Origin of the sequence: Leifsonia sp. NPDC058230, from assembly GCF_042882245.1 — a bacterium.
In the GTDB taxonomy this organism is placed as follows: domain Bacteria; phylum Actinomycetota; class Actinomycetes; order Actinomycetales; family Microbacteriaceae; genus Leifsonia.
Genome location: NZ_JBHVWM010000003.1, coordinates 202709 through 222343 on the forward strand (window position 1 = coordinate 202709; position 19635 = coordinate 222343).

Consider the following 19635-nt stretch of genomic DNA (forward strand, 5'->3'; position numbering starts at 1 on the left):
CGCGCCGCCGTCAGACCTTCGAGCGCCAGTCGTCCTCGTCCGAGTCGTCGGGCGCGGCGGTGCCGGCCTCGGAGGCCAGCACGGGGATGCTGATGGTCTCGGTCGGCGGATCGATGACGGTCGCCTCGTCGCGGCGGTGTCGCAGGATGTCGTTGATGTACGACGTCAGCGCTTCGGCGAGGGGCACATCCCGGTCCTCCGCCTGGGACATGAACCAGCGGTGCTCGAGCAACTGGTGGAACACCTCGGCGGGCTCGAGCTTGCCCTTCAGATCGGCGGGGATGGCGCGCACGACGGGCTCGAAGACGCGCATGAGCCACTCGTGGGCCATCGCCTCCTCGTCGAGACCCTGCTTGCCGAGGGTGGCCGAGTACGAGTCGAGGTCGTTGAGCAGGCGGCGGGCCTGGTTCTCCCCGGTGTCGAGTCCGGTCAGACGCAAGAGGCGCCGCTGGTGGTGACCGGCGTCGACGACCTTCGGCTGGATGCGCACGGTCGTCCCCTCATCCGAGGTCTTGATGGCCAGCTCCTCGATATCGAAACCGAGCTCGTTCAGACGGTCGACGCGACGGCTGATACGCCAGCGCTCCGATGAGGAGAACGATTCACTGCCGGTCAGTTCCTTCCAGAGCGAGCGATAGGCCGCGACGATGCCGTTCGAGACCTTGATCGGGTCGAGCTCCTCGTCGATTCTGCCGCCGGCCTCCAAGTCCATCAGCTCGCCGGCGATGTTGACGCGGGCGATCTCGAGGTCGTTCTCGCGCTGGCCGTTGGAGAGGCCGCCCTCGTAGAGCTGGCCGGTCTCCGCATCCACGAGATAGGCGGCGAACGATCCGGCATCGCGCCGGAAGAGGGTGTTCGACAGCGAGACGTCACCCCAGAAGAATCCGACGATGTGGAGGCGGACCAGCAGCACCGCGAGTGCGTCCACCAGGCGGGTCGCGGTGTCGGGCCGGAGGGTCTGGGAGAACAGCGCGCGGTAGGGGAGCGAGAACTTGAGGTGCCGTGTCACCAGCACCGCCTTGAGCGCATCGCCCTCGTCGTCGGTGCGGTTGGTGATCACGGCGACAGGGTCGACGCAGGGGATGTCCATGCGCTGCAGGGTGCGGAGCATCTCGTACTCGCGCTTCGCCATCTCAGCGGTGGTCTCCTTGATGGCGATGACGTAGCCGGAGAGGTTGGCGAAACGCACCAGGTGGCGTGAGATGCCTTTGGGGAGGATCGCGATGTGCTCGTTCGACCACTCGTCGAGGGGGAGATTCCAGGGGAGGTCGAGGAGTGCAGGATCGACGGTTGCCGCAGTGATGTTCAGGGAGCCGGCCATGAGGAAAACCTATCGTGAAAGCACTCTGCCGCAGCCCGGGACCGGACTGCGGCAGAGTGAGGAACTGTTGTCTCGACGGATCAGTCGATGACGGCACCGCCGAGGCGCTCGCCGTTCTCCGCGTGGAAGACGTGGACGTGGCCCGGCTTCGGGGTGATGTACACGGTGTCGCCCGCGTTCGGGTGGATGCGACCGTCGACGCGACCGACGATGTCGGTGCGCTTGCCGTCGATCTCGGAGTGGCCGTACAGGTAGCCGTCGGCGCCGAGCTCCTCGACGAGGTCGACTGTGACCTTGAGGCCGGTTCCCTCGCTGGTGGAGACGACGACGTCTTCCGGGCGAACGCCGATCGTGACGGACGAGCCGGCGTTCGCGATGATCTCGCGCTCGATCGGGACGACCGAGGTGCCGAACTTGACGCCGCCGTCGGTGACGTCGGCCGAGAACAGGTTCATGGCCGGGCTGCCGATGAAGCCGGCGACGAACACGTTGTTCGGCTGTGCGTAGAGATCGCGCGGGGTGCCGACCTGCTGGAGCACGCCATCCTTGAGCACCGCGATGCGGTCGCCCATGGTCAGCGCCTCGGTCTGGTCGTGCGTGACGTACACCGTGGTGACGCCGAGACGGCGGGTCAGCGATGCGATCTGGGTGCGGGTCTGCACGCGGAGCTTGGCGTCGAGGTTCGACAGCGGCTCGTCCATGAGGAACACCTGGGGGCTGCGCACGATGGCGCGGCCCATCGCGACGCGCTGACGCTGACCACCGGAGAGGGCCTTCGGCTTGCGGCCGAGGTACGGCTCGAGGTCGAGGAGCTTGGCGGCCTCGAGAACGCGGGTGGCGCGCTCGTCCTTGTTGACGCCGGCGATCTTGAGCGCGAAGCCCATGTTCTCGGCCACGGTCATGTGCGGGTACAGCGCGTAGTTCTGGAAGACCATCGCGATGTCGCGGTCCTTCGGGGGAACGTCGGTGACGTTGCGCTCTCCGATGAAGATGTTGCCGTCGTTGACCTCTTCGAGGCCGGCGAGCATGCGCAGCGAGGTGGACTTTCCGCAGCCGGAGGGGCCGACGAGAACGAGGAATTCGCCGTCTGCGATGTCGAGGTCGAGCTGGTCGACAGCGGGGCGAGTGGAACCCGGGTACAGACGGGTTGCCTTGTCATAGGTGACCGTAGCCATGGTTTTCTTACTCCTTCACCGGCAGGTACGTGCCGGACGATCCGTAGTGATGGATGATGCGGTGCCACCGCCGAGGGCGACAGCGACCACGACCCCATAGTATGGCATCGGCGAGAGGGTCGTGACCACAGCTCATCACCCACGCCACCCGCAGCGTTCAGCCGCTGGTTAGGGGATTCCCAGACTGGCGAAATACGCTTCTTCGGTGCGTCAGCGCACGACCCCTGAGCTGCACCCCCGGCAGCGAGACGAGCAACCCCCGAAAGTGACATCCATGACCGACGGTCCCGAAGACAGCCGCCCCGAGAACGAACGGCGTGCTGCAGCGAGGGAGAAGGCCCTTCAGCTGCGTACGTCGCAGCAGCGGAAGGATCGTCGCAACAAGTTTCTCCTCTCCGGAGGCATCGTCGTCGGAGCGCTCGCGATCATCGCCGTCGTCGCCGTCATCATCGTCACCGCCATCCGCCCGACCGTTCCCGGTCCGAAGAACATGGCCAGCGACGGTGTCGTCATCGGCGCAGGCCTGAAGGTTCAGACCACCCCGTCTCTGGCGGCGGATGCGGCACCCGTCGCTTCGACGCCGGATCCGAGCGGAAGCGTGGTCAACATCCGGGTGTACGTGGACTACCTCTGCGCCCTCTGCGGCGACTTCCAGCGCACCAACGCCGACCAGCTGGAGCCGCTCGTGAAAGACGGCGCGGTGACCATGGAAGTGCACCCGATCGCCATTCTGACCAGCCACTCCAACGGCACCCGATACTCGCTGCGGGCGGCGAACGCGGCCGCCTGCGTGGCGAACTACTCGCCCAACAGCTTCTGGAACTTCAACAACTCGCTCTTCGAGGACCAGCCGAAGGAGGGCGGGAGCGGTCTGACGGATGCGCAGTTGAAAGACCGCGTGGCCTCCGCGGGTGCGAAGGAGACCACCTCGATCGGCTCGTGCATCGACGACGGCACCTACAAGAACTGGGTGACCGATGCGAGCGACCGCGCCCTCGCGGGACCCATCCCGAACTCGAGCGTGAGCAAGCTGACCATCGCGCCGCTGGTGCTGGTCAATGGCAAGCAGTACACGGGCTCGCTCAAGAGCGCATCCGACTTCAAGGCGTTCGTGCTGCAGGCGCAGGGCGACTCGTACTCGACATCGACCCCGTCGCCGTCCCCGTCGGCGGGCTGAGCCACCGGCGGAGCATCCTCTAGGATGGTGGGGCGAGACGGCCCTGCCGTCTTCGGCCGGCCTGGCGCAATTGGTAGCGCACCGCTCTTGTAAAGCGAAGGTTACGGGTTCGAGTCCCGTGGCCGGCTCTTCTGATCCGCGAGAAGCCGCGGAAAGCAACACAGTGGCGACTGTTGTGCAAACGCCACAGATACAGATCTCCTTGGACATTGGAACGAGAGGGTGGGAGCCGTGGTCCTGGATGATCCTGCTCGCGGCATCCGACCGGGCACCCCTTCGGATATCGACACGTGCGTTGGCTTGTGGGTCGCGGCCGTGTCAGCCCGGGATGAACGGTCGGCGCCCGAGGGGACTGGTGAGCGAGCGCGTGAGAAGTTCGAGCGCACGCACGTCGCTTTCGCTGTCGCTGACAGTGGGCCCGGCCCGGCAGGGTTCGCGCTGGTGACCGTTCCTGGTTCTGGCGTGCCTGAAGATCCCCCGGAGGCAGCGTATTTGGCGATGGTCGCCGTATCGCCGGAACGTCAGAGCGCCGGTCTGGGTTCGCTACTGCTCGATGACGTCACTGCGAGGGCGCGCACGGCTGGTCATCGGATGCTCGTACTTCATGTCCTGTTGTCGAACGTCAGGGCGGTACGGCTGTACAGAGAGCACGGATGGCATCCGCTGGGGCGGCCGGCACCGCATAGCCTTAGCGGTGCGTTCTCGCAAACCTATGTGCGGCGGCTCTGAGGCTCGGATTTGGCGCGAGCACGGTTTCTCTGGCTTGAGCAGTTCCCCGCTATCGCCGGCTCAAGCGATGGGTGAGAGGAATCCCGTTGACGGGGCCGTCGTCTCATCGGCGATGAGGGTCGCGAGGAGTTCTCCGATGAACGGTCCCATCGTCAGCCCGGCCGCGCCGAAGCCCGCGTTGAGGTAGACGCCCGGCATCCCCTCGAGAGGCCCGACGCTCGGCAACTCGCCGTCGGGGAGCGGTCGCAAGCCGACCCGCGTTTCGATGAGGGTCGCATCCGCGAGCCCAGGTGCGACCGAGAGGGCGTTGTCGAGAACCTGCCGCTGGCCTGCCGCGGTGACCCGAGGGTCGAAACCGGAGCCGAACTCTCGCGTCGCCCCGACGACGACCCTCGAGTCGTCGAAGGCGACCATGTAGTGGCTGGCGATCGGATGCACCGAGGGCCAGTATGTGGTGTCGGCGGTGCCGACGCGCAGGTGTGTGATCTGGCCGCGCTGCGGCTCGATCGGAATTCGGCGTCCGAGTGGTTCGAGCACCTGGTTCGTCCAGGCACCGGCGGCGATCACGAGAATGTCCGCGGTCAGTTCGCGGCCGTCGGCGCCATCGAGCCTGACGGCCCAGTCACCCGAGTCCGTGCCGACGACGGATGCGGTGCCCGGCAGCACGACCGCTCCCAGCGTCTGCGCCCCGGCGAGGAGCCCGGCGCGGAGAGAGCGGCCATCCACTCGTGCTCCGCCTTCGATGTGAAGAGCCCTGAATCCGGGACCGAGCGGTGGGAACAGCTCTCGGGCGCGCTCATTGGAGATCCGCGAGACCTCGCCCATTGCGCGGGCGTCCGAGGCTCGGGATGCGACACGGGCCTCGACCGCGTCGAGCAGCTCGCTGTCCTGGTTGACGACGAGGGCGCCGGCCCGGCGGTAGCCGATGTCGTGGACGCCGGTCGCGGCGAGCTGACCGATCAGTTCGTCGTAGTAGTCGGCCCCGGCTGCGTACAGGCGGTAGAACTCGCCATCGACCGATGAGCTCCATGGCTGGATGATGCCGGCGCCGGCCGCTGTCGCACTGCCGACGAGATCCGCTTCGACCATCGTGACGGCGATGCCGCGTCGGGCGAGAGCGAATGCAGTGCCGGCGCCGGCAACGCCGGTTCCGATGACGATCGCAGTTCTGGCGGGCATGGTTCTTCCTCATTCCGGCGACGGATCGCGTCGCCTCAGCATGGTCGAATGGCCCGGACCGGTGGTCCCCGGCGGGCTGGATCGAGAGTTCGTCGGTGTCGAGCGGTTTCAGGAACGGTGGTGCTGGGCGGTGTCCGACCTGTTGGTGGTGAGCCAGAGGGCCTCGACCACCTGGCTCGTGCGGTTTGCGATCGAGTGGGGTGTCATCGACGAGAAGTGGATCGCATCGCCCGGGCCCAGGTCGATCTCGTCTTCGCGCAGACGAATCCACAGGGTTCCGGAGACGACATACGCCACTTCTTCGCCCTCGTGCACCGCGGCGGGCGCGATCGTCGAGGTGGGCTGCATCCGGAAGTACATCGGGTTCATCGTTCCGCCCGCGATGTCCGCGGCGAAGGGGAAGTATTCACGTTCGCCGACGACCGTATGCTTCACCGATCGCTGGACTCCGCGCCAGAGGCCGTACTCGGCTTTCGGCTGCGGCGGGGTCGAGGCCGCGTTGAGCACCGCGCTCGGGTCGATTTTCAGGGCGTGCGCGATCGAGAACAGCGAGGTCAACGACAGCGAGCACTCACCGCGTTCGACCAGGGAGAGGAAGCTCGGCGACAGCCCCGACTCGGTGGCCAGGTCGCGGAGCGACAGCTTGGCCTCCCGGCGGATGTCACGGAGGCGCGAACCGACGGCGACCAGCGAGGACGCGAACCTCTCGTCGCTGTCAGCGGCATCGTCGGGCAATGCGAAGTGCTCGTCTTCGATGGAGACGCCTGTCGCGCCGGTGTCGATCGTCACGGGTTCCTCCTAACCTTCGGACGTGCGGTGTTCATCGGCGACGAACGGCTCCATTCAACCGGATGGTCAACCAGATCGTCGCGTTGTTGGCACGAGCATATTCTGCACAGATTCCATCGTCAATACTGGACACGAACCTGGCTTCGGTGCCAATATCACAGCCATGTAAACAAATGCCGTCCAGTATTGACGCACAAATCTGTCTCGCACTACTGTCCATACAAATCACAACTCATCCACGAGCTCCGAAAGGACGAAAGTATGGACATCCGCGTCGTCGGCGTATTCATCGCCCGGAGACTGCTCGGCCTCGTGGTGCTGCTGCTGATCATCTCGTTCCTGGTCTTCTCGCTGATCTACCTCGCGCCCGGCAACCTGGTGGACGTGCTCCTCGGTCTCGGCGAGAAATCGCCCGAGGTCGTCGCGTCGATCCGCCAGCAGTACCACCTCGACGACCCGTTCTTCGTGCAGTACCTCATCTGGCTCGGCAACGCGGTCCATTTCGACTTCGGCCGGTCGATCATGCTCAACCAGCCGGTCACCACCGCGATCGCGGCACGCATGTCGGTCACTCTCTTTCTCAGCATCTACGGGTTCATCGTCGCGGCCGTCGCAGGCTTGGTGCTGGGGACCGCCGCCGCTCTCAAGCGAGGAACCGCCACCGATCGGGGAGCGGTGGGCATCGCGATCTTCGGTGTCAGCGCGCCCACGTTCGCGACCGGGCTCATCCTGCTCTGGGTGTTCGCCATCCAGCTCGGCTGGTTCCCGGTCATCGGTGCCGGTGACGCGGAATTCGGCGACCGCTTCTGGCACCTCAGCCTTCCGGCCCTGGCTCTCGGTATCACGGGAACGGCCCTCATGACCAAGATGACGAGAGCCGCCCTGATCGAGAGTCTCGACCAGGACTACATCAACTTCGCGCGCAGCCGTGGGGTCGGCGGGATGCGCATCCTCTTCGCCTACGGCTTGCGCAACTCTCTCATCCCCATCGTCACAGCAGCGGGGCTGGTGATCGCGACGACCCTGACCGGATCGGTGCTCATCGAACAGACCTTCAGCCTGCAGGGGATCGGCTCACTGCTCATCTCCTCGATCAACAACAAGGACATCCCCGTGGTGCAAGGCACGACCATGCTCATCGCCGTGCTGGTGGTCGTCGTGAACCTCCTGGTCGACCTGAGCTACTTCGTCATCGATCCGCGCGTGAGAATGAGGGGAGCGCTCGCATGACCGCACTCGCCGCCGTCCCTGAGGGCCTCGTCAAAACCAGACGTGGCAAGCGCTCCGTTCTCGTCGGGTTCTCCCTCGTGGTCGTCGGGCTCGTCGTGCTCTGCGCGCTGTTCGGGCAGCTCATCGCGCCGTACCCCGCCGGAGCCCAGAACCTGAACGAAACGCTCGCGGGGCCGTCGCTCGCTCACCTGCTCGGCACCGACGACCTCGGCAGGGATGTGTTCTCCCGCATCATCGTCGGCGCCCGCTCGGCACTCATCGGGCCCGTCATCATCGCGTTCGGCGCAATGCTGATCGGCACCGTGCTCGGACTCACCGCCGGGTATCGGGGCGGCTGGTATCAGACGCTCGTCATGCGCTGGGTCGACCTCATGTTCGCCGTTCCGCAACTGCTGATCGCGATCGTCGTGGTCGGCGTGCTCCAGGGCACGTATTGGGAGGCAGTGCTCGTGCTGATCGTTCTGACGGCGCCTGCGGACACCCGGCTGCTTCGCGGCGCAACGGTGGCACAGCGCAACCTCCCCTATGTCGAGGCGCTGCGGGTGGTGGGCGTGCCCTCCCGGCGCATCCTGGTCGGTCATGTCTGGCCGACGCTGATGCCGCTCACCGTCGCCCAGACGTTCCTCAACTTCGCGACCAGCATCGTGACACTGGCCTCACTCTCGTTCTTGGGTCTCGGCGTCGCCCCGGGCGCGGCCGACTGGGGACGGATGCTCGCAGAAGGCCGTGATCTCGTCGCGGTCAACCCGTGGGCAGCCGTCGGACCCGGTCTCGCCATCGCCCTCACGGCGGCGAGTATGAACATCGTCGGCGACTGGCTGCTCGAGCGGCTCGGCGCCCGGGGAAAGGCACGAGCATGACGGCTGCAACCCAACCGCTCCTCGAGGTCACAGACCTGCGGGTCACTGCTTCGGTCGACGGAGAGCAGCGCACTCTCGTGTCTGGCATCAACCTGAGCGTCGCCGCGGGTGAGACGATCGCGATCGTCGGCGAGTCCGGCTCGGGCAAGTCCATGACGGCCCGCGCACTGATGGGTCTGCTGCCCCCGGGAGTCACCACGGAAGGGAGCGTGCGCTACCGCGGCAGCGAACTCCTCCCCGGCGGTCGCGGACGACGTCTGCACGACGATTTCGCGATGGTCTTCCAGGACCCGTTCACGATGCTCAATCCGCTGATGCCCAGCGGCCGGCATATCAGCGAGACGTTGCGCGACGCGAAAGGCCGGCGTCTCCGCGGGGCCGCCGCGCGCGCGATCGAGCTCGAGCGCCTCGCCGAGGTGGGCATCCTGGACCCCAGTGTCGCGACGCGCTATCCGTTCGAGCTCTCCGGCGGGATGCGGCAGCGCGTCGGAATCGCGGCGACACTCGCCTCGAACCCGACGGTGCTGATCGCCGACGAGGTGACCACCGCCCTCGACGTCACCACCCAGGCCGAGATCCTGCAACTCCTCAAGAGCGTTCAGCGCGCCCGGAACATCGGGATGATCCTGATCACCCACGACCTGAGCGTTGCGTTCTCGATGGCCGACCGCGTCTACGTGTTGTACGCAGGGCAGGTGCTGGAGCAGGCGCAGAGCTCTCGGATGCTTGCCGAGCCGCTCCATCCCTACACGCGCGGACTTCTCGAATCCGACCCGCCGCTCGGCTATCGCGCGACGACGCTGCACTCGATGCCGGGCTCGGTTCCTCAAGCGTCGAGCGTCCTTCACCGCTGCCCGTTCGCCGACCGCTGCGCGTGGGTGACCGACTCGTGCCGCTCGGAGGCGACGGCGCTTCGCGAGGTCGGGGGTGAGCCGGGCCGGCTCTCCGCGTGCATCCGGATCGAGGAGATCCGCCCCCAGGTCGCTGCGGCCTCGACTCCCTCGACAGCCACCGCAGTCGTGCAGGGGCGCGCAGAGCTGCCGAGTGCGGGCGCCTTTCTCGCGGTGGAGGGCCTCCGCAAGGAGTTCACCCGCGGGGGGCGCACGGTCGTGGCGCTCGACGGTGTCTCGATCGAGGTCGCGGAGGGCGAAAGCGTGGGGATCGTCGGCGAATCCGGCTCGGGCAAGACCACTCTCGGCCGCAGCATCGTCGGCCTCGAGACGCCGACAGCCGGCAGCATCCGCATCGGCGGTGTCGACGCATCCGACTATGAGGCACTCGGACGTGCCCAGGTCGCCGAGCTGCGCTCGGACGTGCAGATGGCGTTCCAGGACCCGTACTCGACACTGAGCCCCGCCCGGGCGATCGGCTCCGTGCTTCGCGAAGCACTGCGGCTCGACGATCGGTCCGCCTCCGCCGGCGATGTGGTCGAGTTGCTCGAACTCGTCGGCCTGCCGGGATCGTATGCCCGCCGCAAGCCGGCCGCGCTGTCGGGAGGCGAACGTCAACGGGTCGCTCTCGCCCGTGCTCTCGCCCGTAAGCCCCGACTGATCGTGTGCGATGAGATCGTGTCCGCGCTCGACGTGTCCGTGCAGGCGCAGATCCTCAATCTCCTCAACCGGCTGCGCGCCGAACTCGGCGTCGGGTACGTCTTCATCACGCACGACCTCGCGGTCGTGCGCCAGATCACCGACCGTGTCTATGTACTCCACCGCGGTCGACTGGTCGAGCACGGCCCCACCGGTCGGGTGCTCGACGAACCACGAGAGGAGTACACCCGGTCGCTCGTGGCCTCTGTGCCGCAGAACGCCGTCGCCCTGCCCTAGTCCGCACCATTCCCCCTCGAGAAAGTGAACGTCGCATGACCACATCCCGTCGAAGGACGATCCTCGCCGCCGCGGCAGTCGCGGTCACGGCCGCCCTCGCACTGACCTCCTGCTCGCAGGGAGGGTCGAAGGATGCCGCAGCAGGCTCCCACGACATCAATCTCAAATGGGCGCTCGCCGCCGCACCGCGCGGTATCGACATGTACGCCGACTTCAGCTCCAACGCGAATGTCGTCGACAGCCTCGTCTACGAGTCCCTCGTCAAGTTGGACAACCTCAAGCTCGAGCCGTCGATCGCCACCAAGTGGGTCGCCAAGACTCCGACCACCTACGTCTACACCTTGCGCGACGACGCCACCTTCTCCGATGGCAACCCCGTGACCGCCGACGACGTCGCATACTCGTTCAATCGGCACATCGCCGAGGGCTCCACCTCGGCGAGCGTCTCGCACCTGAAGACGCTCAAGGAGGCGACCGTCACGGGCAAGGACGAGGTCACGATCGAGCTCACCAAGCCCGACGCCACCTGGATCTACGACCCGCTGTTCGCTCCGATCGTCGAGAAGAGCGTCGTGGAGGAGGCCGGCGCCGAGTACGGTGCTCCGGGCACGACCATCGTCGGTTCCGGCCCGTACACAGTGACGTCGTTCGACGCATCCACGGGCATCACACTGAAACGCAACGACAAGTACTGGGGCAAGAAGCCGGCCGTCGCTTCGATCGATTTCAGCTACATCGCCGACCCCAGCGCCCTCTCTCTGGCCCTGCGCTCCGGTGACGTCGACGGCTTCTTCGGCGTCCCCCTGTCGAAGGTGTCTCAATTCAAGAACGTCTCGGGTGTCAGCATCGTTCAGGGTGAGGGGCTGGCCACCGCTTCGCTCATGTTCGACGTGCAGACCAAGCCGTTCGACGACATCCACGTGCGCAAGGCGATCGCTTCCGCCTGGGATGCTGCGAGCTTCACGAAGAACGTCCTCGGCGGCTATGCCAAGCCGGCGAACGCGATCGCTTCGCCTGGATTCTGGACCAACCTGGCGGACAAGGACGAGGTGGCGAAAATCTACGACTCCATCCCGACCATCCCGTTCGACCTGAAGGCCGCGAAGGCTGAGCTGGCCAAGTCGAGCGTGCCCGACGGCTTCACCACCTCCATCAGCTACCCGGACTCGCGCCCCGAGCTCGGACAAGCGCTTCAGGTGCTGGCAGAGAACCTGAAGTCGATCGGCATCACACTGAACGTCAAGGAGATCCCGTACCAGCAGTGGGTCACCCTGATCAGCGGCAGCCACGACAACCTCACCATCCAGATCGCCCAGTGGAACCCGGACTACCCGGACCCGAGCGACTTCATCCTGAGCCAGTACCCGTCGAGCCACGCCGTGCCCAACCAGTACAACCTCTCCAACTACAAGAATCCCGAGGTCGACGCGATGATCGACAGCGAACTCGCGTCGACCGACTCGGCCGAGCGCGTGAAGCTCATGACCTCGATCCTGCAGACCGTGGCGAAGGACGTGCCGAACGTCAACCTCTACTGGCCGAGCACCCTGATGGCGATCCGTTCTCCGTACCAGTACAGCAACTACAACGGCATGTACTACTCGGAGCAGTGGGTCGACCACATCACCGAGAAGTAACCAGAACCCGGGTGGCGGCGAACTGTGCACGCCGCCACCCGCACAATTCGAGTCGTCAATCGAGTCCCATCGCAAGGAGTAAACCGCACCATGGCCGACCGTCTCTTCGACCCCGCCCGAACCGCCTTCATCTCCATCGACATGCAGAACGGAGTGGCCTCGCACGATTCCGTGCCGAACTCCGCGAAGGATGTGATCGCGCGCGTCTCCGAGCTGGTGGACGCCACCCGTATCGGCGGCGGCCTCGTCGTCTACGTGCGCACGAGCTTCCTCCCGGATGAGTCGGATGCTCTGCACCCCAAGTTGGACGTGTCCCGCCCCGCGAAGCCGGTGCGCCCGGCAGGTTGGGATCAGCTCGTCCCAGAGATGCAGCCGCTCGCCACCGAACCGGTGATCACCAAACGCAGCTTCGACGCCTTCTACGGCTCCGATCTGGACCTGCAGCTGCGCCGTCACGGCATCGACACGATCGTCATCGCCGGCATCTCGACGAACTTCGGTGTGGAAGGCACGGCGCGCACTGCGTACAACCACGGATACGACGTCGTCTTCGCAGAGGATGCGATGGGCACGTCGTCACTGACGATGCACGAAGGATCGCTGGCGAATGTCTTCCCGTACATCGGCCGCGTACGTACGGTGGCCGAGATCGTGGCCGCCTTCATATCCGAAGAGGCGGCAGCCTGATGGTGGGCACGCCGACCGGCCGGGTCGGCACCACGATAGACGACCGGTTCGCGTCGGCGGAGAGATTCACCACGCTGCGTGGCATTCGCCGCGAGGCCAAACGGCAGCTGTCGAAGGCGGCCTGGAACTACCTCTGGAGCGGCACCGGCGACGAACGCACGGTCGATGAGAACACTGCAGCCTTCGACCGGCGTCTCTTCGACACCCCCCTCTTCGCCGGCATCGAGAACCCGGACACGAGCACCTCCGTGCTCGGCTACGACCTCAGCTTCCCCGCGTTCATCGCGCCCTTCGGTGGGGAGGCGACCTTCCACCTCGGCGGGCACCCCGCGATCGGCCGAGCGGCGGAGGCGGCAGGCATCCGGCAGATGGTCCCCGTCGCGGCTTCGTATTCGCTCGAGGATGTGGCTGCGGCTTCGGGTGCGGCCTCCATCTTCCAGATGACGTTCGTGGGCGAGGAAGACCAGGTCGTCGAGATGATGCACCGTGCGGCCGAGGCCGGATACCAGTACATCTGTGTGACGTACTCACCGATCCGTCAGTGGCGCGAGCGCCTGCTCGAAGACCGGTTCTCACCGCGAACGAACCTCGCCGAGTCGAACTTCGGGCCGGGCGGATCCAACCCCGCGCCCTTGGTCGAGCTCCTCGACTTCACGCAGCCGCGCTGGACCTGGGAGCAGGCGCAGCGCGCGATCGCACGCTCCCCGCTTCCGTGCATCGTCAAGGGCGTGCAGAGCGCCAAAGACGCACGCGCATCCCTCGACGCCGGCGCGGTCGGACTCTACGTCTCCAACTACGGCGGGCGCACGATCGATCGCACCGCTGCCACGATCGACATCCTCCCCGAGGTCCGGGCTGCGGCCGGTCCGAACGTGCCGATCATCCTCGACTCCGGCATCCGGCGCGGCAGCGACATCGCCACGGCCATTGCGCTCGGCGCGGACGCGGTCGCCCTCGGTCGTCTCGTGGCCCTCGGGCTGGCAGCCGATGGCGAGCGGGGAGTACTCCGCACCCTCGAGCTGCTTCAGCAGGAGCTGTGGACCACACTCGGCCATCTCGGGGTCTCCCGGATCGCCGAGCTCTCGCCGGCCGTGTTCCGGGACGCTTCGTGAGAATCGTCGTCGTCGGCGCGGGCTCGATCGGCGCCAACGTCGCTTACCGCTTGCGGGAGCACGGTGCCGACGTGGTGCTCGTCGAGGCGGGGGCGCCGGCAGGCGGAACGAGTTCGTCGTCCTTCGCCTGGCTTTCGTCGTTTCCGCAGATGAGCTGGTCGGAGGAGCCGGGGCGCGCTGCGCTGCGACGCACCGTCCATCCGCGCTTCCACGAACTCAGCAGCGAGCTCGGCGGAGACTGGATCCATTGGGTCGGCACGCTCACCTGGGGTGCGCCTGAAGAACGCGTTGCGCTGCGCGAGTCCGCCCTCACCTGCCGCGAGCGCGGCGTGGACCTCGACCTTCTCGATGCGGCCGTGGTCGGAGGGCGGTTTCCGGGACTCCGTGTCGACGACGATGACGAGTTCGTCTTCGAGTCGGACAGCGGTTGGGTGGACGCGCCCGCGCTGATCGACCGCCTGCTCGCCCGGTTCCAGGCACAGGGAGGTTCGCTGCGGCGGAACTCCTCGGTCGTCGAACTCGTACGCTCCGGCGATGCGGTGCGCGGTGTCGTGACCGGCCAGGGCGAGACCATCGAGGCGGATGTGGTGGTGAACGCGACAGGGAGCTGGGGGAGCCACCTCGCGGCGCTCGCCGGGGTCGCCATCCCGCTCGACCTCGTGCCGGGTCTGATGATCTACACCGACCCGATCGACCCGGCGGCGGTCCCCGGATGCGTGCTGGACGCGCCGACCTGGCTCAGCCGACCCGACCCTTCGGGCGGTCTCGCCATCCACTGGCGCGGTGAGGGCATGTCCAAGGTCCACGGAGCCAACGGGTGGTCGGCTGAGCGCATCCTCGCCGACATCGCCACGACGCTGCCGGCCCTCGAGCAGGTCGGAGTCGCGCGCACCAGCGTCGGTGTGCGGCCGATCCCGCCCGGCGGACCCGTGGTGGGCGAACTCCCGTGGACGCCCGGGCTCTACCATGTGCTCTCCCACGGGGGCATCGGCTGGGGGCCCGTCTGGGCAGACCTGGCTGTGCGCGAACTGCTGCAGGGGGAGGACGTGCCGGAGCTGGCCGCGGCGCGCCCCGAACGGTTCTACCTCCAGACCCCCGCCATCGGGCGGTTCGCCGACGACGCTGAGCAGACTCCGCTCGTCACGGCGTGACCTCCTGAGCTACTACTCACCAACGAACGGAAATCTCGTGAACGTCTCCTTCCTCGGGCTCGGCCGCATGGGCCGGGTACTCGCCACGCACATCATCGATGCGGGCCACGACCTCACGGTGTGGAACCGCACTCCGTCGAACGCCGACGAGCTGGTCGAGGCCGGCGCCCGATTCGCGACAACGGCGAAGGATGCCGTGGCCGGCGCCGACGTGGTCGTCACCGCACTCTTCGGTCCCGCCGCCGTGCGCGAAGTGGTGATCGGGGGCGAGCTGCCGTTCGGCCCGGACACGGTCTGGGTCGACATCACCACCGTCTCGCCCGACGACGCCGGTGCGTTCGCGGCGTGGGCGCGCGCTGCCGGTGTGCGCTATGTCCACTCGCCGGTCATCGGTTCGCTCGCACCAGCGGCGAACCGCTCGCTAGGGGTGCTCGTCGGCGGCGACCCGGAGAACCGAGAGGTCGTGCTCCCGATCGTCTCGCTCTGGGCTGACCCGTCGCGCCTCTGGCAGTTCGACGCACCCGGGAAGGCCGCGGCCGGCAAGCTGGTCGCCAACCTCGCGCTCGCTGTCTCGATGCAGGGCCTCGTCGAAGCCCTCGACCTGGGGCACGCCTCCGGGCTGAGTACGGAGGAGGTACTGACGACGCTGACCGGGACCGGTCTCGGCATGATCGCCGGGATGAAGGGCCAGACGATTCGTTCGAGGGGTTTCGGCGCGACACAGTTCTCCACGGATCTGCTGGTCAAGGACATCGGCTTGATGCTGGGCGCGGTCGACCGTCCACTCCCCGCACTCGTCGCCGCATACGCAGCATTGACGGCGGCACGCGACGCGGGCCACGGTGACGACGACTTCTCCGTCATCGCGGCGCGAACCGCCGCCAGCTGAGTTGCGTCGGCGGCAGGGCTCGCGCTTCATCGAAGGAAGGGAACCGTGATGGAACTGGATGCACAGGTCGGCGTCGTCGGTGTGGGGACGATGGGGAGCATGGCGCTCTGGCAGCTGGCGCGGCGGGGGATCCCCGCGATCGGCTTCGAACAGTTCCGGGTCGGTCACGAACTCGGCGCCGGCGTCGGCGAGGCCCGGCAGTTTCGGGCGAACTATCTCGAAGACGACGTGCGCGAGATCATGACGCACGCGGAGAACGAATACCGTGAGCTCGAGGAGGAAAGCGGTCTGTCGCTCCTCACGCTGACCGGGGGACTGACGATCGGCGCCGAGGATTCGCCGGTGATCAGGGAGCTCACCTCACGCATGGCAGCAGCGGGCGATGACGCCCGGTTCCTCGGCCGTTCCGAGATGCACGACCGGTATCCCCAGCATGTTCTCCGCGAGGACGATGTCGTGCTCTGGAACGATCGTTCCGGGTTCATCCGCCCCGAGATCTCGGTCGCCGCTGCCAGCACGACGGCGCGCGCGATGGGCGCCGAGATCGTCGAGGGATGCGCGATCACCGAACTCGAACCGCACGACGACCATGTCGTGATCCGGTCCGAGGGGGGTTCCTGGCGGGTGCGGCGCGCGATCGTCACGGCGGGCCCGTGGATCTGGCGTCTCCTACCCCGGACTCTGGTACCCGGCGGCGACCTCGGCCGGTTGCTGCTGACCTGGTTCCCCACGAGGGACGACGCGGCCTTCTCGCCGGATCGTTACCCGACCTTCACCCGGGACATCGACGGCGTGGTGATCTACGGCCTTCCGAGTCTCTGGTCGAGTACGGCCCGTGTGGGCTTCGCCGGGCCCCGATCCCGATTCGCCGACCCCGACATCCTGGAGCGCTCCATCGTGCCTCGACACGAGATCGACGCGATCCAGAGGCTCGTCGCCGACCTCATCCCCGGGTTGGTTCCGACCGTCGTCCGGACCGGAACGCACCTCGACGCCTACACCCCGGACGGTCAGCCGCTCATCGGCCCGATCGACGACGGCGGCCGGATCTTCGTCGCCGCCGGCTTCTCGGGGCGCGGCTTCAAGATGGCACCGGTCATCGGCCGAATCCTCGCCGAACTGGGCGCCGACGGCACCAGCGAGATCGACATCTCCCGCTGGCGGCCGTCGCGATTCTCGCTTCCGGCGCGCAACTGAAGCGGGGGTACATAATCGATTAGCCGGATTGACAGGATCCTGTCAATCAGCCAAAATCGGATCATGTTCGCGCACCAGGCGATAGACACGCCCTATTACGCCGTCATCATCACGACGGAGTCGTCGGGCGATGACGAAGGCTATGCGGCGATGGCGCGCCGGATGGCTGAGCTGGGAGCGGCGCAGCCCGGCTATCTCGGCAACGCTTCGATGTCCGGCGGCGAGGGCCGAGAAGTCTCGATCTTCTACTACCGCGACGAGGAGTCCATCCGATCCTGGTATCGGCACGACGAGCACCGAGAGGCGCAGAAGCTGGGGCGAGAACGGTGGTACTCGCGCTACGAGATCGAGGTGTGCCGGGTGGAGCGGCGCTACGACTTCATGGCAGACCCTCATACGGCGGAGGAAACGAAATGACGAACTCGACCAACACGCGTACGACCATGCAGCGCTACCTCGACGCCCTCCTCTCGGGCGATCTGCCGACGATCGCCGACAGTTTCGCGGAGGATGCCACGTGGACGATTCATGGCACGCTGCCGCTCTCCGGTGAATACCGCGGTCGGAGCGCGATCATGAAGTTCCTGATCAGCGCCGGCAGCTTGTATTCAGCGGGCACGCAACGGTTCGAGCTGGGCGACCTCGTGGTGGAGAACGACGTCGCTGTGCTCGAGTGGACCGTAACGGGCATCGGAACCGCGACAGGATCGGCGTACGACAACGCGTACTGCGGAGTCTTCGTGATCGAGTACGGACGCATTGCGAAAGTCCGCGAGTATTTCGACACGCAGCACGTGGCCCTGACCCTCTACGAGAACGCGACCGCGCGGGAATGAAGCTCCTCGACCGTTCCGACGCCCGCGTAGCTCAGCTCCTCGCACGAGAACCCCTCTTCCATCGGCTGCCGACCGGTTCCGATCGCGCCGCGGTGGATCGCGTCGCCGCGCCGGAGTTCTTCGAAGTCGGCGCATCCGGAAAACGGTACGGCCGCCGCTTCGTGATCGATATCGTCTCCTCCCGCTACGCGAACGGGCTCGAGCCGGACGACGACGCGTGGACCGTCGACGAGTTCGAGGTCCACGAGCTAGCGGATCCGATCTACCTGGCGACGTATCTGCTCACCCAGGCCGATGCATTCTCCCGCCGGTCAACGCTCTGGCAACGCAAGGGCGAGAGGTGGATCGTGCTCTACCACCAGGGGACCCGGAGCGACCTGAGCTCCTGATACGACGGCTTCGGGATGGGGTCAGGGCGCGGCCGGGCCGCGACCGATGCTCAGCCAGCCGTCGGGATCGTCGGCCCGGGAGCTCGCCGTGCCGCCGGCATCCTTCATCGACTGCAGTTGACGTTCGATGTCCGCTCTGGTCGCTCCTGCCGCCAGCTGCCGTTCGAGGTCCGAATCGGCCGGGGCGGTCAGGTCGTTGAGCGCCCCGCTCGCGAGCAGCTCCTCCGTGGCGGCCGCTCGGGCCTGCATCTGGGCGATCTTGTCTTTCGCCCGGTCGAGACTGGCCCCCGCCGCGTTCATCTGAGTGCTGATCCCGGCCGCCACCTCATTCGCTCTGGCCTGCGCCTGCGACGCGGTGTACGTCGCCTTCATCGTCTCCTTCTCGACGCGGAAGGCCTCGATGCGCTCGGCGAGACGCCGTTCGTTCTCCTGCAACTGCGACTGCTGCTTCTGCAGTGCCGCGTGCTGCTCGCGGAGCGCGGCGACCTGGCCTTCGAGGAGCGAGCGGCGCTCCAGTGCTGTGCGGGCGAGGTCCTCGCGATCCTGGTTCAGCGCCTCCTGAGCCTGCTGCGCGAGACGCTGATAGCGCGCTCCCATCTCCTGGCCCTGCAGCTCGATCCGCTTTCTCGCGGTCGCGACCTCGGCCAGTCCCTGGCGCACCTGCTGCAGCATCCGGACCTGCTGGTCGTAGCTGTCGTCGAGTGCGTCGCGCGGGTCTTCCATCCGGTCGAGCGCGCGCGAGGTCTTGATGCGGAAGAGGTCGCGCATCCGTGCCGTGTTGCTGCTGCCGTTGCTGTTGCTGTTGCTCACGATTCGTTCCCCCTGGAGATGCGGTTGGTGGATGGCTGGCGGCGAGGCTCGGGCAGGCCGTCGTAGGAGTTGAGTGTGTGAAGCTCCTGCACTCCGGCGTGCAGGGCGGCGACCTCGCGATCGACGTCGGATCGCAGTGCGGCCAGGGTGTCGTCGCTGAGTGCCCCGATTCCGGATGCGACGGCCGCGCGGAGCCGGCGCACCAGCGCTTCAACCTGCTCGACCCGGTCGCGGACGGTGGGGAGTTCCGCGGTGAGAACGGTCGTGTCGGTCTCGCTCTCCATGAGCCGCAGCTGCGTTTCGAGCGTCGCGCCCTCCTCCTGGACGCGGCGGAACAGCCGAACGAGTTCGCCCCGCGGGCCGGCGCTGCGCAGGGACAGGTCGACCGCGGACCTGCCGCTGTCGAGCGAGTCGTTGAGGCGCATCCGGAGCCTGAGCACCTGCTGCTGCGGCCCCCAGGCGAAGGTGGCGCGGGTGCGCAGCACGGCTCTGTTCACGCCTCGGTTGCGTCGGATGCGCTTGTAGATCGCACGCACGATGAGAACGCCCGTGAGGATCCCTAGCAGCGCGATGACCAGAAGTCCGATCAGTACTCCGGCGAGAACGCTCATCGTCGTCCTCCTCGCGGTCGTGCCCGGTGT

Annotated in this window: 20 protein-coding genes and 1 tRNA gene; 15 read left to right on the forward strand and 6 right to left on the reverse strand. The window is 66.8% G+C overall.

From position 1 onward, the window contains the following. Positions 1 to 10: 10 nt before the first annotated feature. The gene (locus tag ACFVV0_RS10805) at positions 11 to 1321 is read right to left on the reverse strand and encodes a DUF4032 domain-containing protein (RefSeq protein ID WP_387062350.1); all 1311 of its coding nucleotides are present in this window, start codon (positions 1319 to 1321) and stop codon (positions 11 to 13) included. Positions 1322 to 1401: 80 nt separating this feature from the next. After that, positions 1402 to 2496 (reverse strand): ABC transporter ATP-binding protein, encoded by a 1095-nt coding sequence (locus ACFVV0_RS10810; protein ID WP_387062353.1) that lies wholly within the window; start codon positions 2494 to 2496, stop codon positions 1402 to 1404. A 274-nt stretch (positions 2497 to 2770) separates the two neighbouring features. Between ACFVV0_RS10810 and ACFVV0_RS10815 the strand changes: the two genes are divergently transcribed. The 3 genes from ACFVV0_RS10815 to ACFVV0_RS10825 all read left to right on the forward strand — a co-directional run bounded on the left by ACFVV0_RS10815 (position 2771) and on the right by ACFVV0_RS10825 (position 4402). After that, positions 2771 to 3673, forward strand: a complete 903-nt coding sequence (locus ACFVV0_RS10815) for a DsbA family protein (RefSeq protein ID WP_387062355.1) — start codon at positions 2771 to 2773, stop codon at positions 3671 to 3673. A gap of 55 nt (positions 3674 to 3728) precedes the next feature. After that, a tRNA-Thr gene (locus ACFVV0_RS10820) sits at positions 3729 to 3801 on the forward strand. A 187-nt stretch (positions 3802 to 3988) separates the two neighbouring features. Then, positions 3989 to 4402 carry a GNAT family N-acetyltransferase gene (locus ACFVV0_RS10825; RefSeq protein ID WP_387063539.1) on the forward strand — a complete coding sequence of 138 codons (414 nt, stop codon included), beginning with the start codon at positions 3989 to 3991 and terminating at the stop codon, positions 4400 to 4402. Positions 4403 to 4462: 60 nt separating this feature from the next. Here ACFVV0_RS10825 and ACFVV0_RS10830 read toward each other — a convergent pair whose 3' ends face one another. After that, positions 4463 to 5581, reverse strand: coding sequence for an NAD(P)/FAD-dependent oxidoreductase (locus tag ACFVV0_RS10830; protein ID WP_387062358.1), 1119 nt, complete (start codon positions 5579 to 5581; stop codon positions 4463 to 4465). A 108-nt stretch (positions 5582 to 5689) separates the two neighbouring features. Next, positions 5690 to 6370, reverse strand: coding sequence for a helix-turn-helix domain-containing protein (locus tag ACFVV0_RS10835; protein ID WP_387062361.1), 681 nt, complete (start codon positions 6368 to 6370; stop codon positions 5690 to 5692). 261 nt (positions 6371 to 6631) lie between these two features. On the opposite strand from ACFVV0_RS10835, the gene ACFVV0_RS10840 reads away from it, so the two are divergent. The 12 genes from ACFVV0_RS10840 to ACFVV0_RS10895 all read left to right on the forward strand — a co-directional run bounded on the left by ACFVV0_RS10840 (position 6632) and on the right by ACFVV0_RS10895 (position 18184). Continuing rightward, positions 6632 to 7600: an ABC transporter permease gene (locus ACFVV0_RS10840; RefSeq protein ID WP_387062364.1), complete on the forward strand. Its 969-nt coding sequence runs from the start codon at positions 6632 to 6634 to the stop codon at positions 7598 to 7600. Then, complete coding sequence (locus tag ACFVV0_RS10845; protein ID WP_387062367.1) at positions 7597 to 8460, forward strand: ABC transporter permease; 864 nt, start codon at positions 7597 to 7599, stop codon at positions 8458 to 8460. The genes ACFVV0_RS10840 and ACFVV0_RS10845 overlap by 4 nt, the downstream gene beginning before the upstream one ends. Further along, positions 8457 to 10286, forward strand: a complete 1830-nt coding sequence (locus tag ACFVV0_RS10850; protein WP_387062370.1) for a dipeptide ABC transporter ATP-binding protein — start codon at positions 8457 to 8459, stop codon at positions 10284 to 10286. Before ACFVV0_RS10845 ends, ACFVV0_RS10850 begins: the two co-directional genes overlap by 4 nt. A 35-nt stretch (positions 10287 to 10321) precedes the next feature. Continuing rightward, entirely contained in the window at positions 10322 to 11923 is a 1602-nt protein-coding gene (locus ACFVV0_RS10855; protein WP_387062373.1) for an ABC transporter substrate-binding protein, read from the forward strand. Between the two features lie 90 nt (positions 11924 to 12013). Further along, positions 12014 to 12610 carry an isochorismatase family protein gene (locus ACFVV0_RS10860; protein ID WP_387062376.1) on the forward strand — a complete coding sequence of 199 codons (597 nt, stop codon included), beginning with the start codon at positions 12014 to 12016 and terminating at the stop codon, positions 12608 to 12610. Beyond that, positions 12610 to 13722 (forward strand): alpha-hydroxy acid oxidase, encoded by a 1113-nt coding sequence (locus ACFVV0_RS10865; protein WP_387062379.1) that lies wholly within the window; start codon positions 12610 to 12612, stop codon positions 13720 to 13722. Before ACFVV0_RS10860 ends, ACFVV0_RS10865 begins: the two co-directional genes overlap by 1 nt. Then, positions 13719 to 14873, forward strand: coding sequence for an NAD(P)/FAD-dependent oxidoreductase (locus ACFVV0_RS10870; RefSeq protein WP_387062382.1), 1155 nt, complete (start codon positions 13719 to 13721; stop codon positions 14871 to 14873). Before ACFVV0_RS10865 ends, ACFVV0_RS10870 begins: the two co-directional genes overlap by 4 nt. A gap of 37 nt (positions 14874 to 14910) precedes the next feature. After that, the gene (locus ACFVV0_RS10875; protein ID WP_387062384.1) at positions 14911 to 15762 is read left to right on the forward strand and encodes an NAD(P)-dependent oxidoreductase; all 852 of its coding nucleotides are present in this window, start codon (positions 14911 to 14913) and stop codon (positions 15760 to 15762) included. A gap of 48 nt (positions 15763 to 15810) precedes the next feature. Beyond that, positions 15811 to 16959: an FAD-dependent oxidoreductase gene (locus ACFVV0_RS10880; RefSeq protein WP_387062386.1), complete on the forward strand. Its 1149-nt coding sequence runs from the start codon at positions 15811 to 15813 to the stop codon at positions 16957 to 16959. 63 nt (positions 16960 to 17022) lie between these two features. Further along, positions 17023 to 17376: an antibiotic biosynthesis monooxygenase family protein gene (locus ACFVV0_RS10885; RefSeq protein ID WP_387062388.1), complete on the forward strand. Its 354-nt coding sequence runs from the start codon at positions 17023 to 17025 to the stop codon at positions 17374 to 17376. Further along, positions 17373 to 17795 carry a nuclear transport factor 2 family protein gene (locus ACFVV0_RS10890; RefSeq protein ID WP_387062390.1) on the forward strand — a complete coding sequence of 141 codons (423 nt, stop codon included), beginning with the start codon at positions 17373 to 17375 and terminating at the stop codon, positions 17793 to 17795. Before ACFVV0_RS10885 ends, ACFVV0_RS10890 begins: the two co-directional genes overlap by 4 nt. Then, entirely contained in the window at positions 17792 to 18184 is a 393-nt protein-coding gene (locus tag ACFVV0_RS10895; RefSeq protein ID WP_387062393.1) for a DUF4440 domain-containing protein, read from the forward strand. Before ACFVV0_RS10890 ends, ACFVV0_RS10895 begins: the two co-directional genes overlap by 4 nt. A 21-nt stretch (positions 18185 to 18205) precedes the next feature. Here ACFVV0_RS10895 and ACFVV0_RS10900 read toward each other — a convergent pair whose 3' ends face one another. Both ACFVV0_RS10900 and ACFVV0_RS10905 read right to left on the reverse strand, forming a co-directional pair. Continuing rightward, positions 18206 to 18994 (reverse strand): PspA/IM30 family protein, encoded by a 789-nt coding sequence (locus tag ACFVV0_RS10900; protein ID WP_387062396.1) that lies wholly within the window; start codon positions 18992 to 18994, stop codon positions 18206 to 18208. Beyond that, positions 18991 to 19605 (reverse strand): hypothetical protein, encoded by a 615-nt coding sequence (locus ACFVV0_RS10905; RefSeq protein WP_387062399.1) that lies wholly within the window; start codon positions 19603 to 19605, stop codon positions 18991 to 18993. Before ACFVV0_RS10905 ends, ACFVV0_RS10900 begins: the two co-directional genes overlap by 4 nt. Between the last annotated feature and the right edge of the window lie 30 nt (positions 19606 to 19635).